The sequence below is a fragment of the Candidatus Enterococcus testudinis genome (genome assembly GCF_002140915.1).
Classification (GTDB): domain Bacteria; phylum Bacillota; class Bacilli; order Lactobacillales; family Enterococcaceae; genus Enterococcus_D; species Enterococcus_D testudinis.
In genome coordinates this window covers 2715659-2729622 of sequence record NZ_NGKU01000001.1, presented here as the reverse complement: position 1 = coordinate 2729622, position 13964 = coordinate 2715659, and the positions used below count along the sequence as shown (strand labels likewise).

Sequence of the window (13964 nt, the reverse complement as noted above, 5' to 3'; positions counted from 1 at the left end):
AAAAAGCGATAGTTGCTGAAAATTCTGATAGTTCAAAACATTTTTCACCGCTTCTTTCATAAAGGGGTTTTCTTTTTTTAGGGATGTGATAAACTAGGGAAAATGTATGAATATTCGAGGAGTGATTTGATGAGTACAGGGTATCACGTAGCGGTTGTCGGTGCGACTGGCGCTGTTGGAACAAAAATGATAGAGATGTTGGAACGAACCACGCTGCCAATCAGTAAAATGACGTTATTGGCCTCCAAGCGTTCTGCCGGCAAGACCCTAGTGTTCAATAATCAATCAATTGTTATTGAAGAATTGACTGCAGATTCTTTTGAAGGGGTCGACATTGCTTTGTTCAGTGCCGGCGGTGGGATATCAAAAGTATATGCACCAGAAGCTGTGAAGCGCGGCGCTGTAGTGATCGACAATACGAGTCATTTTCGGATGGATCCTGAAGTGCCATTGGTCGTGCCAGAAGTCAATGCCCACGCACTTGCGCAACACAAAGGCATCATTGCCAACCCAAACTGTTCAACGATCCAAATGATGGTTGCCCTAGAACCGATCCGCCAGAAAGTCGGGTTGAAACGTTTGATTGTTTCTACCTATCAAGCGGTTTCTGGTGCGGGTGCGAAAGCATTGGCTGAGTTGGCACAAGAGTCGGCAGATTTGTTGGCAGGCAAGCAACCCGAAGAATTATCACCAGCGATTTTGCCAGCTGGCAGTGACAAAAAACATTATCCAATCGCCTTCAATGCCTTACCGCAGATCGATGTCTTTGCAGAAGATGATTATACCTACGAAGAATGGAAAATGATCAACGAAACCAAAAAAATTATGGAAGACGATACGATTCAAGTGGCAGCAACCTGTGTCCGCATTCCAGTATTCAGTGGCCATTCGGAGTCGGTGTATATCGAAACGGCAGAACACGCCGACGTTGCAGCGGTCAAACAATGGATCAACGATGCACCAGGGGCGGTGCTGGAAGATGATCCAAGCCAGCAAATCTATCCTCAAGCCTTAAACAGTGTAGGGAAAACCGAGACCTTTGTTGGACGCATCCGCAAAGATTTAGATGTTGCCAATGGTCTGCATTTATGGGTGGTTTCTGATAACTTGCTCAAAGGTGCTGCTTGGAATTCTGTTCAAATCGCCGAAGCCTTGCACCAACAAGGTTTGGTCCATGTGTAAACCATAAGATTTTCGGGAAAAGTGTGGTGAATGCAGCGAATTCCAGAAGCTAAATCAAAATTCTAGCTTCTGGTGTTCGCTATTTTTAATGAAAACGCATAAATTTGGATTCAAATATAAAGTCGTTGAAGAATAGGTTAAAAGTGCGGACGGATATCGTATTTCAGATAGGACCCGATGAAAGAATATTCTTTTTGCATTATTCGTATGCTAGTTGAGTGAAGTCTTTATAAACAACACTTTTGGGAGCGTTTGCAAAAAAAGGTTGGATTTTTGGATCTAATTTAAATAAAAATTTTTTTAAGATAAGGAGAATATGAATGTTCAATGAGTATTTTGCGGAAGAAATAACTATAATGCCCAATTTTTTAAAAACTAAGTATATAGGAGCAATCAGAGGTTTGATAAAAACGCCAGAATTTGAGAACAAAAAATCTCAAGTTGAAGCTATTTTTGCTAAAGGAAATGGATCCGAAACTTCGCTAAAAGAAATAGCAGCCACACACAATGACTTGTTAATCGCAGCACACAAAAATATAGAGTCTAATAAGAGTCTAAAATACAGTGCACTATATGAATTAGACGATGAACGTACATCAGAAGAAATTATAGATTTGATCACCAATAACAATGGTTTTTTAGAGTGTGGGAATACTTTGAATACGCAAGTACAAAATCTGAAAGCTACTAAACTAAATGATGTAATAAAATTTACTTTTTTTCTTGATGGAATTCGAATTAAAAATAATGTGCCTATACCTATCAAAACAACCTATTCAGTCATAGTTAAATTCTGGGGATATGGGAACGATAATAAGAAATTTATTGAAATAGATGCTGATAATGTGGCTTCGTATTTCAGATTAGATAAAAGTAATTTTTTTGAGCAAATGATAGCAACAGTTGAAGAATATCTTCAGTCAAAATTTTCTTTGACTTTGATTCCAATTGACTTATTCCAGACTTTAGAAAATATTAAGGAAAAGGTGAAGAAAGGGGAGCTAGCAGATCTTCCGATTGCATCAGCACAGAAGATGGTATTGAGTTCTGGTTCGCAAGCTATTTTAGATTCAAATGATGCGGAAACTATTATTTTACCTATACTTGGAGAGTTAAGAAAACTAATAGAGGATAATGAAGAATTGTTTTCAGAAGCTTCAGATGTTAAAATTCTTTTAGAGGGTTTTATACAAGATACGGAAACAATGTCAGATTTACCATGGATGACATTCACTTGGGATAACAAAATCAAAAGCAAAAAAATTCAAGTGAAATTTGTTTTATCAGAGTATCCTTATACACTTTTAAATTATTATAGCCATAACAAAGGAAGGAGTGGAATGAATGATGTCGTTGAATCCTTGCTCAAAGAGTATTGCAATAACCAAGATGATGGAGAAGAAGAAAATTGATGAAACTAAGACAATTGAATTTTTGAGTAAGTTAGAGTTAAAAAGCTCATCCAGAATTTACGTTTCTTTTGTTAGACGCTTTTTTGATGTATCAGAAAAGGATTCTTTAGATATTATTGAAATTTTAAATACATTAGATATCTTAAAACCAATCTATAAAATAAAGATATCTAATAGACTACTTCCAGAAGAGTATGAGTTTCTTAGAGATATTCCTCCTATTATATTCGATGAAGAATCATATGAAGATAGACAAATAAATTTTTCTGAGAATGTTTTTGTTTTTTTTAAGGTGATAAAAGATGAGTGAGCAAGTAACCGAGTTGATTAAAGCCGCAAAAACACATCCCGATTTATTTAAAAAAGAATATATTTTTACCAAAGAGGAATCAGAATCAATAGACGTATTGATAAATCAATTAATATGTGATAAATTCAACACCACCAAAGAAAAAGGGGATGCGTTAGAAAATTTAATAGAAAAAATTTTTAAGAAGCATTCAGTATATAAGGTGAAAAGAAATTTAAAAACCACTACTAATGAAATAGATTTATTTTTAGAATTAGATTTCTTTGGGAATCAAGTAAATAAAAGCATTGAAAAAGAATGTTTGCCAGATGAAGTTTTAGTGGAATGTAAAAATTATTCGACAAAGCTAGAAGTCAGTTGGATTGGTAAATTTGCTAGCCTTTTAAGAGTATCTAGCTTGAAAGATGGTTTCTTCGTAACGAAGAAAGGGATAACCGGAAGGCATAGCTGGGATGCGAGCGAAGGTTTAATTAGAAAGCTTGCTTTAAAAGATGGCAATCGAATATTACATTTCTTACTTGAAGATTTTATTCATTTACAAGGTAAAACAATTTTCGATGTTATAAAATTGAAAAAACAATCATTAGATTTAGATGTCGATGTTGAAAAGTGGATTGAATCACATGAATTAGAATCCAAACTACAAAAATAGAGCAGATTATCTGCTTTATTTTTTTCTTTTAAAATCAATTCGATGGTAAATCAAAGGTTTTTACATCAAAGTGTAAAGGCGTGGGTGATTGTACTATATTAGGACATCATAGCATCGCAAAACCTCTAGGTTGCGAGATTTTGCGATTGATTATAAGTAATATTCTTTTTTTTGTTGTATAATAGAAAAGACGGCTTATGCTTGGGATATAAAAGATAGAGAAAATTATAAGAGGTGAATAGAAGTGGAAACAATAAAAATCATTCCTCTTGGCGGTGTTCGTGAGAACGGAAAGAATATGTACATTGCTGAAGTAGGAGAGGATATATTTGTGCTGGATTGCGGTGTTCGCTATCCAGAAAACGAATTATTAGGAATCGATACGGTGATTCCTGATTTTACGTATTTAGAAGAAAATGCAGATCGTGTGGCGGGTGTCTTTTTGACCCATGGTCATGCGGATGCAATTGGGGCATTGCCTTATTTCTTAGAAAACATTCAAGTACCTGTATTCGGTACAGAATTAACCATTGAACTAGCGAAATTAACAGTCAATAAAAATGAAGCAACCAAGCGCTTCAAAGATTTCCATGTGATTGATGAACATTCTGAAATCGATTTTGGCGATGCAACCATCAGTTTCTTTAGAACGACTCATTCGATTCCTGATTCAGTGGGGATCAGTGTCAAAACAAAAGCGGGCAATATCGTCTATACAGGGGATTTCAAGTTTGATCAAACAGCGATTCCGATGTATCAAACCGACTTTGGCCGCTTGGCAGAGATCGGTAAAGAAGGTGTCTTGGCGTTGTTAAGTACTTCTTCTAATGCTGAAAACCCAACACCTGTAGCTTCTGAGCTGACGATTCAAGACGAAGTCTATGACAATATTCGGTACTGGGAAGGCCGCATTATCGTGGCTAGCGTGGCCAGCAATCTGCAACGGGTCCAGCAAGTGTTAGATGCAGCCTTTCGTTCAGGCCGCAAAGTCGTATTGACTGGGCAAGATTTCGGCCGAATCATCAAAACGGCGATGAAATTAGGAAAGTTGAAATTACCTGCAGAAGATTTGCTGATCACACAAAAAGAAATGAAAAAATACGCACCAGAACAATTGTTGATTCTGGAAACAGGCCGGATGGGTGAGCCTATCAGAGCGTTGCAAAAAATGGCAAACGGCACACATCGTTCATTGAAAGTGCAAGAAGGCGATTTGGTTTATATCACTACTACGCCTACGACTGCCATGGAAACGATCGTTGCAAAGACGGAAGATATGATTTATCGCGCAGGCGGAACAGTCAAACAGATCTCTGACAATTTCCGGGTATCTGGTCATGCCAATCCCAATGATCTACAGTTGATGCTGAACATGATGAAACCTACGTATTTGATTCCGATTCAGGGGGAATACCGTCAATTGGCAGCTCATGCTGACTTAGCCCTTGAAGTTGGGATTCCAATGAAGAACATCTTCATCACTGCCCGTGGCGATGTGCTGGAGTTCAAAAAAGATCAAATGCACGCTGCTGGCAACGTCCCTGCTGAAAACGTCATGATCGATGGTATCGGCGTGGGAGATATTGGCAATATCGTCTTGCGAGACCGTAAAGTGTTGTCAGAAGATGGTATTTTTGTGGCTGTCGTGACGATCAATCGTCGCGAAAAGAAAATTGTTTCTGCACCGCAAATCACTTCTCGCGGCTTTGTATATGTCAAAGCCAGTCGTGATTTGATCCGTGAAAGCGGCGAGATCATCGCTGAAATCGTGGAAAAACATTTGCACGATGAAGAGTTTGAATGGAGCAAGCTGAAACAAGATATCCGTGACCGTTTGAGTCGGTTCTTGTTTGAACAAACCAAACGTCGCCCTGTGATCTTGCCAGTGATCATGGAATCAAGTCAAAGAAATCGTCATCGTAAATAGACCGTCATTATCTGTAACTGAATCGAATGAGCGACCACAATTAATTTTGCTGACTGTGGACTCATTTGCTTCAGTTGCAGTTTTTTTTTGCCAATGATGCATGTTGAAGTAAGGCATTTGAACTGTGCTACTCTTTTCCTGTTTCATCTTATTGAATAGATACGTTTAAATAGAATCGATGATGATAAGGGCGGTTGGTCAGGAGCTAGCGAATTTCTCCTTTGGGTATCCTGTATTTATCTGTTATAATAAAAAATATTAGACTGTATCACTAGATAGGGAAGGAGCTTTTCTAAATGAAATTGACGTATCATGGACACTCCGTCGTGACAATTGATTTTGACAATGGGCAGAAGGTTTTGTTTGATCCTTTTATCAATGGCAACAGTGGGACGGATCTAAAGGCGGAGACTGTAACAACGGATTGGGTATTGATCACCCATGGCCATAGTGACCATATTGGTGATATGACAGAAATCGCGATTCGGAATGAGGCGCCTGTCATCAGCGTGGTAGAAGTGTGCCAATATGCAAGTCGCAAAGGTGTGCCTAAGACGCATGGCATGAATATTGGCGGCTCATATGCTTTTCCTTTTGGTCAGGTGACGTTAGTAGAAGCACATCACAGTTCCGGCATTGAAGAAGACGGGACAACGATTTATATGGGGAACCCCGCAGGTATCATCATTCAAGCAGAAGGCAAAACGATTTATCACGCAGGGGATACGGCGTTATTTGACGATATGGCTTTGCTAGGAGAACAATTTAATATCGATGTGGCGTTTTTGCCGATCGGTGATAATTTCACAATGGGACCGCAAGACGCTGCAACGGCTGCCGGTTTGTTGAAAGTCAAACAAGCGGTACCAGTTCATTACAATACATTTCCGCTGATCAAACAAGATCCGCAAGATTTTATCAAGTTGCTCCCAGAGGGTGTAGGCAAAGTAATGGCGATCGGAGAATCGATCATCCTTTAAAAAAATGAAGATTGTTCGTAGGAATAGGGGATAGTTATGGCGACAAAACATGATTTGATTTTAGCGCATATTGAGAATTTGCCAGTCGGTGATCGGATCTCAGTGCGGGGAATCGCAAAAGATTTAAATGTCAGTGAAGGCACGGCCTATCGTGCCATTAAAGATGCCGAAAACATTGGTTTAGTGTCGACGATCCAACGGGTAGGAACGATTCGGATCGAACGTAAATTAAAGAAGCATATCGAAAAATTGACTTTCGGCGAAGTGGTTCAAATCATTGAAGGCAATGTTCTTGGCGGGGCAAGTGGACTAAACAAAGATTTGAACAAGTTTGTGATTGGTGCCATGAAAGAATCTGCTATGGAACGCTATATCACTCCGGGATCGTTGATGATCGTGGGGAATCGAAACGAAGTCCACAAACTAGCCTTAGAAGACGGCGCAGCGGTATTGATCACTGGTGGTTTTGAAACAACACCAGAAATCTGCCAATTGGCAGATACGTTGGCGTTACCAATTTTACAGACAACCTATGATACATTTACAGTAGCAACGATGATCAACCGGGCATTGAGTGACCAATTGATCAAAAAAGATATCATGTTGGTCAGTGACATCTATATGCCACTAGAAAAAACCAAGTATTTGTATACGTTTGACACAGTAAAGGACTACAAGATTCTCTCAGAATCAACCAATCACTCCCGTTACCCTGTTGTAAACAAAAATATGCGGGTCGTTGGCATCATCACAGCGAAAGATGTCTTGGAAAAACCGGATACGCAAATCATTGAGCGCATTATGACTCGAGATCCTCGAGTCGTCAAAAAAGAGATGAGTGTGGCCTCTGCCAGCCATCAAATGATTTGGGACGGCTTAGAAGTGATGCCGGTGGTGGCAGATGACCTCTCTTTGATTGGGATTGTTACTAGACAAGATATCATGAAAGCCATGCAAATGGTTCAACGACAAACACAAATATCAGATACCATCTCTGATCAAATCTCAGGACAGATGCAAGTTATCGATCAAGATTTTGAAGGCAACAAATTGCCGCAGCCGCATTTTAGTTTTGCCGTTACACCGCAAATGGTCAACGAGGTAGGGACCATCTCATTTGGTGTCTTGAGCGAAGTCATTGCCAATACAGCAAAACGAACCATGCAACTGAATCAAAGACGCAATAGCTGGATCGAGCAAGTCAATCTGCATTATTTTCGTTTGATCCAATTAGAGAGTGAAATCATTATTCAACCGCGTATTTTAGAACTAGGTAGACGTTCGGCCAAAATCGATATCGAAGTGACCATAGAAAATTCTTTGGTAGCCAAAGCCATCGTTGTCTGCCAAGTTATGGAACGTCCATAAGAGCAATTGGTCATCCTATCATGGGCATCATTCAGTAAATCGAATAGAGAAAGTTGAGACAGACATGACTGTACAAGAAGAAATCTTAGAAACCATCAAGGCATATGAAACAATTATCATTCATCGCCATCAACGTCCTGATCCAGACGCATTGGGATCGCAAGTGGGGTTGGCCGAAATCATTAGAGCCAGTTTCCCGGAGAAAACCGTTTATCAAGTTGGCGGTCCAGTAGAAGGTTTAGATTATTTGGCTGACATGCAAACCGTGGCGGACACGGACTATCAAGGGGCTTTGGTAATCGTTACCGATACAGCAAACGCTCCTCGCATCAGTGATCAACGCTATGATCAAGGAGCTAAATTGATCAAAATCGATCATCATCCCAACGATGAACCCTATGGAGACCTTGTCTGGGTCAATACTAAAGCCAGCAGTTGTAGTGAAATGATCGCATCTTTTTGGTCAACCTATCAAGAGACGTTGACCATGACCAAAGAAGCAGCCCGTTTGCTTTATGCAGGGATCGTCGGTGATACAGGTCGTTTCTTGTATCCTGCCACCACAGCAACGACACTGCGCTTAGCTGCTGAGTTATTGGACCGTGGCTTCGATGCACCGAAAATCAATCGTCAAATCGATCAAATATCTCGATCAGTAGCACGACTATCTGGGTATGTCTATGAGCATATAGAGGTAGACGAGAGTGGGGCGGGGAAAGTGATTCTCTCACAAGAATTGCAGCAATCTTTTGGTGTTGTCGACTCAGAAACATCGGCCATTGTATCTCTACCCGGGAAAATAGAAGATGTGGTAGCATGGGCCATTTTTGTAGAGCAGCCCGAAGGTTATTATCGCGTACGGATGCGTTCAAAGGGACCTGTCATCAATGAAATCGCCAAACGCCATCACGGTGGGGGGCATCCATTGGCTAGTGGTGCCAATGCAGCGGATCTCGAAGAAGTAGCAATGATCTATCAAGAAATTCAAGAAGTCATTAAACAAGCGTAAAAAAAGAGAAGCGGCCATAAAGGCTGCTTCTCTTTTGCTGTTCACCGTTGGAAAAAATCAACCGCGTAAATCATCTAAGAATTCTGTTTTGCTCTTCGTTTTGTCATCTTTCATTTTGATGACTCTTGCAGGCGAACCAGCGACTACTGCGCCAGCAGGCACATCTTCAGTGACGACTGAACCAGCGGCAACCACCGCACCTTCACCCACACGAACGCCTTCTAAAACGACTGCGTTGGCACCAATCAACACATGGTCTTCCACGATGACTGGACTTGCTGAAGGTGGCTCAAGAACGCCTGCCAAGACGGCACCAGCACCAATATGTGCTTTTTTTCCGACAGTCGCACGAGCACCTAAAATGGCCCCCATATCGATCATTGTTTCTTCACCGACGACCGCACCGATGTTAATGACGGCACCCATCATGATGACCGCATTCTTTTCAATGATTGCTTGGTCGCGGATGAAAGCACCTGGTTCGATCCGTGCATCAATAGTGGTCAAATCCAGTAAAGGAATCGCGGAATTGCGGCGATCATTTTCTAAATATTGATCTGTGATCTTGTCTTGATGTTCTGTTAGAAATGCAGCGACTTTTTGGCTGTCTCCGACGACGAAATAGAAGGAACCTGCGCCAAATAATTGCAGACCATCAGCTGAAACATCTGACAAATCACCATTGATATATACTTTGACAGGTGTTTGTTTATTGGCGTCTTTGATATATTTTGCTAATTGATAGGGATCTGAAAACTGTAATTCTGACATAAGATACCACCTTTACTTATCAAGTAGATTTTGCATAGAATAAAGACCAGGCGCCTGGTCAGCCAAAAAGAGTGCAGCTTTTAATGCACCATTGGCAAAGATGTCGCGGGAAAGGGCTGTGTGTGTTAATTCGATGATCTCGTCTTGTCCCGCGTAGATCACGGTATGCTCACCAGGAATCGTGCCACCGCGTACTGCGTGGATACCCATTTGGCCACGATCGTTGGTCAAATCACTACCGGATCGAACGTATAAATAGTCTTTCTTGGTGTCGCAACTGTCATTGATGCTGTCTGCCAACAATAACGCTGTACCACTCGGGGCATCTAATTTTTGATTGTGATGTTTCTCGATGATCTCAATATCGAAATCGGCTTCCAATGCAGGTGTGATAGATTGCAATGCTTTGATCAAAATATTGATACCCAATGACATATTCGCTGAATAAAAGACAGGAATCACTTTGGCTGCTACTGGCAGCATCATTTGCGTTTCTTCCGTCAATCCCGTTGTTGCGACTACGATTGGCAGTTGTTGTGCCACACAATAGTTCAATAGATCGGGCACATTGCTGTAATGAGAAAAATCGATGACCACATCCACCGTTTCTTTGATAGCGTCAGCTGAATCGTAAATCGGAAAAGAACCGCTGCGGTCTTCTTGGCGGTCTAAACCTGCCGCTACTTCAAGATCTGGCTGTTGTGCAATCAACTTTTGCAAGACTTGCCCCATGCGGCCATTTGCACCGCTTAATAATACTTGTTTCACTATGTCGCCTCCTTAAAGCAAACCATATGCAGTCATTTCTTCTTCTAAATGCACCAATGTTGCATCTTCGGGCATGCCCAACGGCAAGCGATAATGCAAGTCGCATTTTCCAAGCAAGGATACGGCGGCTTTGATCGGTACGGGGTTAACTTCGCTAAAAATCGCATCGATCAACGGTTTTTGTTTCAATTGTTCTTTGATCGCTGGTTGGATGTCACCCTGTAAGAAATCAGCCACCATCGTTGCTGTTTGTTTAGGTGCGATGTTGGCAATCGTTGAAATGACACCGGCACCGCCGAGGGCAAGAATGGGGGTCACTTGATCATCGTTGCCAGAGTAAACGGCAAAATCTTCATCCGCTAAGCGGGCAATTTCAGCAATTTGCGAAATATCGCCGCTGGCTTCTTTGATGCCTTTGATATTGGGAATTTTTTTCAGTTCAGCCACTGCATCAGGTGTCAGATTCAATCCTGTACGAGAAGCAACTGAATAAAGGATCACTGGTAAGTCTACACTTTGGCAGATTGCTTCATAATGGGCCACTAAACTTCTTTTGGTTGCTTTGTTGTAATAAGGTGTAACAACCAATAGGGCGTCAGCACCGACACGTTGTGCTTCTTGTGAAAGGTGGATCCCATGTTGGGTATTGTTTGAACCAGTGCCACCGATAACGGGTATTCTGCCGGCCACTTGTTTGACGACAGCCTCAATCACAGCAATATGTTCTTCATCATCAAGTGTAGAGGCTTCACCGGTTGTACCACAAGCAATAATCGCATCAGTTCCTTGCTGCACATGCCATTCCGCCAACTCCTTCAACTTATCGAAATCCACCGAACCATCTTGAAGCATAGGGGTAATCAATGCAACGCCAGAACCTTTGAATATTGTCAAAATACGACACATCCTTTCAACCAATTTATTTTTTTTCTATAAGATAAGTGTAACAGAAAAGTTTGAATAAAAATCGAAAAATTTAGACAATTTATCTATAGATTATTCGAATTATATACTATAATATTAACCAATATCAATGAAAAACCATGAAAAACTGGATATCCAGTCACTTTTACGAATAAATGAATGGAATGAAAGAAAGGTGTTTATTAGATGCAAGTATCTCAAGCTGTCAAAGATTTAACCGAAGATGTGATTCGATTTCGTCGTGCATTACATCAAATCCCCGAATTAGGACTGACCGAATTCAAGACAAAAGAATACTTGCTACGTCAGTTGCAATCTTTTGGGATCAATGAGATCTATCCGATATTAGAAACCGGGCTAGTTGTTGTATTTCGCAGTGATGTCCCGGGTAAAACATTGGCCTTTCGCACCGATATCGATGGATTGCCGATAAAGGAAGAAACCGGTATTGATTTTGCTTCGACCCACGAAGGGCGAATGCATGCTTGCGGCCATGATGGCCATATGGCGACGATGTTAGGATTTGCTAAATATTTAGCCAACCACCCTGAAGCGATCCAAGGGACGATCGTTTTGATTTTCCAACCAGCGGAAGAAGGACCTGGTGGTGCCCAATTACTGATCGATGAAGGCGTTTTGCGAGACTTTGCTGTTGAGAAAATTGTCGGTCTGCATGTCTTTCCAGATTTTCCTGAAGGTGTGATTGCTTGTCGCAAAGGACCAATGATGGCCCGTAATGGTGAAATCAATATCACGATCCATGGTGCCAGCGCACATGGTGCTCAGCCGCAACAAGGCAGTGATGCGATTTTGGCGGCTGCCGCTGTGATCCAAGGATTACATTCTGTGATTTCGCGGAATATCAGTCCGCTGTCGTCTGGTGTCATCACGTTTGGCAAAATTCACGGTGGTGATGCTGAAAACATCATCCCTGGAAAAGTCGTGTTGAACGGAACGATGCGGGCCTTTGAAGATGAGATTTATGAAACAATGACACAACGGATCACTGTATTGGCAGAAGAAATCGCAAAAGGCTATGGTTGTCGCGCAGAAGTAGACTTCCAACACCTCTATCGAGTGGTGGATAATGATACAGAGATGGTGGATATTCTGGCTGAGGTCGTGGGAGACAGTTATCTTGAAACACCGCCTTATATGTTGGCAGAAGATTTCTCGATGTATCAAAAAGAAATTCCCGGTGTCTTCTTTTTTGTAGGAATTCGTAATGAAGACAAAGGCTATACTTATCCTTTACACAGCAATAAAATGAATTTTGATGAAAAAAATCTCTTGCAAGGAATCGAGTGCTATGTCCGATTGATCCCTGCACTGAATGACACAAAAGGAGCTGCAGAATGACGAAAGAAATCAAAGAGAACCATCTGTTTATAGACGGTGTCGACACTGTTTCGCTGGCACAAAAATTTGGCACGCCATTGTACGTGTATTCCGTTTCTGAGATTCGAGAAGAATGCCGCAAGATTCATGCTGCATTTTTAGATCGCTATCCTCACACCCGGGCAGCATATGCAGCCAAAGCATTTTGCACAACAGCTATGCTGCGTATTATTGAAGCTGAAGGGTTATCATTAGATGTTGTCAGTGGTGGCGAGTTGTATACAGCGATCCAAGCAGGATTTACAGCTGAACATATCGAGTTCAATGGGAACAACAAATCCATCGAAGAACTGACTGAAGCCATCGATTATGGCGTTGGCCGGATCATTGTAGACGGTATTCAAGAAATCGGTTTGATTCGAGCAATCTGCCAAGAAACAAATCAAGTGGCCAAAATCATGTTGCGGATCACACCAGAAGTTTCAGTTCAGACGCATCAATTTATTTCTACTGGCCAAAAAGATTCAAAATTTGGTATTCCATTGGATGAAGAAATTTTGTTTCCGCTGATAGCAGAAGTCATTGAAGCACCAGAGCTCGATTTTTATGGGTTGCATTTCCATGTGGGCAGCCAGTTGTCGGACAATCAATCTCACTTAAGCGCAACAGATGCAGCATTGCAATTAGTCCAACAAATCTATGAGCGTTTTTCTTATTGGATCAAAGAGTTGAATGTTGGTGGTGGTTTTGGCGTTCGTTATACGGATACAGATGTACGCCAACCCTATCAATTCTTCCTTGATCCTGTGATGCAAAAAATCAATGATTTTTATCAGCAACACGACCAAGAACGACCAACGATCGTTATTGAACCTGGTCGCAGCATCGTTGCAGAGGCAGGGATCAGTTTGCATACGATCGGCAGTATCAAAACGCTGCCAGGTATTCGGACTTACGCTAGTATCGATGGCGGCATGACAGACAATATTCGTCCTGGATTGTACCAAGCAAGCTATACTGGCATATTAGCCAATCGCGCCAGCGAAGCGGCAACAGAAACCATCACGATTTCTGGTAAGGCCTGTGAAAGCACCGATATCTTGGTAAAAGACTTGGCTTTACCGCCAGTTGAAACTGGCGATATATTTGCGACATTTGCGACTGGGGCGTATGGGTATTCAATGGCCAGTAATTATAACAATTTACAGATTCCAGCTGTTGTATTTGTGGAAGACGGCCAAGCAGAATTGGCTGTAAAACGCCAAACGTATCAGCAAATGATCCAAAATGAAGTGATTCCTTCGTTTTTAGCAAAGTAAATCA

At 41.4% G+C, this 13964-nt stretch carries 13 protein-coding genes; 10 read left to right on the top strand and 3 right to left on the bottom strand.

Features of this window, described 5'->3' with window-relative positions; genetic code table 11:
- The first annotated feature begins 129 nt into the window (after nt 1-129).
- The 8 genes from A5886_RS13280 to A5886_RS13245 all read left to right on the top strand — a co-directional run bounded on the left by A5886_RS13280 (nt 130) and on the right by A5886_RS13245 (nt 8840).
- Complete coding sequence (locus A5886_RS13280) at nt 130-1182, top strand: aspartate-semialdehyde dehydrogenase (protein WP_086275569.1); 1053 nt, start codon at nt 130-132, stop codon at nt 1180-1182.
- A 320-nt stretch (nt 1183-1502) separates the two neighbouring features.
- Nucleotides 1503-2594, top strand: a complete 1092-nt coding sequence (locus tag A5886_RS13275) for a hypothetical protein (protein WP_086275568.1) — start codon at nt 1503-1505, stop codon at nt 2592-2594.
- Nucleotides 2527-2904: a hypothetical protein gene (locus tag A5886_RS13270; protein ID WP_143353796.1), complete on the top strand. Its 378-nt coding sequence runs from the start codon at nt 2527-2529 to the stop codon at nt 2902-2904. The genes A5886_RS13275 and A5886_RS13270 overlap by 68 nt, the downstream gene beginning before the upstream one ends.
- On the top strand, nt 2897-3556 hold the full coding sequence (locus A5886_RS13265; RefSeq protein WP_086275566.1) for a restriction endonuclease: 660 nt from the start codon (nt 2897-2899) through the stop codon (nt 3554-3556). Before A5886_RS13270 ends, A5886_RS13265 begins: the two co-directional genes overlap by 8 nt.
- Before the next feature lie 244 nt (nt 3557-3800).
- Complete coding sequence (locus A5886_RS13260; RefSeq protein WP_086275565.1) at nt 3801-5483, top strand: ribonuclease J; 1683 nt, start codon at nt 3801-3803, stop codon at nt 5481-5483.
- 296 nt (nt 5484-5779) lie between these two features.
- The gene (locus tag A5886_RS13255) at nt 5780-6463 is read left to right on the top strand and encodes a metal-dependent hydrolase (protein WP_086275564.1); all 684 of its coding nucleotides are present in this window, start codon (nt 5780-5782) and stop codon (nt 6461-6463) included.
- Between the two features lie 36 nt (nt 6464-6499).
- Nucleotides 6500-7831 (top strand): DRTGG domain-containing protein, encoded by a 1332-nt coding sequence (locus A5886_RS13250; protein WP_086275563.1) that lies wholly within the window; start codon nt 6500-6502, stop codon nt 7829-7831.
- A 64-nt stretch (nt 7832-7895) separates the two neighbouring features.
- Complete coding sequence (locus tag A5886_RS13245; RefSeq protein ID WP_086275562.1) at nt 7896-8840, top strand: DHH family phosphoesterase; 945 nt, start codon at nt 7896-7898, stop codon at nt 8838-8840.
- A gap of 57 nt (nt 8841-8897) precedes the next feature.
- Here the strand turns inward: A5886_RS13245 and dapD are convergent, their stop codons facing one another.
- From dapD to dapA, 3 genes are read right to left on the bottom strand one after another with little or no spacing between them, the layout of a single operon-like run.
- Nucleotides 8898-9611: a 2,3,4,5-tetrahydropyridine-2,6-dicarboxylate N-acetyltransferase gene (dapD, locus tag A5886_RS13240; protein WP_086275561.1), complete on the bottom strand. Its 714-nt coding sequence runs from the start codon at nt 9609-9611 to the stop codon at nt 8898-8900.
- Nucleotides 9612-9623: 12 nt separating this feature from the next.
- Nucleotides 9624-10379 (bottom strand): 4-hydroxy-tetrahydrodipicolinate reductase, encoded by a 756-nt coding sequence (dapB, locus tag A5886_RS13235; RefSeq protein ID WP_086275560.1) that lies wholly within the window; start codon nt 10377-10379, stop codon nt 9624-9626.
- A gap of 12 nt (nt 10380-10391) precedes the next feature.
- Nucleotides 10392-11273, bottom strand: coding sequence for a 4-hydroxy-tetrahydrodipicolinate synthase (gene dapA, locus A5886_RS13230; protein WP_086275559.1), 882 nt, complete (start codon nt 11271-11273; stop codon nt 10392-10394).
- A 216-nt stretch (nt 11274-11489) separates the two neighbouring features.
- On the opposite strand from dapA, the gene A5886_RS13225 reads away from it, so the two are divergent.
- The gene (locus tag A5886_RS13225; protein ID WP_086275558.1) at nt 11490-12662 is read left to right on the top strand and encodes a M20 metallopeptidase family protein; all 1173 of its coding nucleotides are present in this window, start codon (nt 11490-11492) and stop codon (nt 12660-12662) included.
- Nucleotides 12659-13960 (top strand): diaminopimelate decarboxylase, encoded by a 1302-nt coding sequence (gene lysA, locus A5886_RS13220; protein WP_086275557.1) that lies wholly within the window; start codon nt 12659-12661, stop codon nt 13958-13960. Before A5886_RS13225 ends, lysA begins: the two co-directional genes overlap by 4 nt.
- Nucleotides 13961-13964 lie beyond the last annotated feature (4 nt).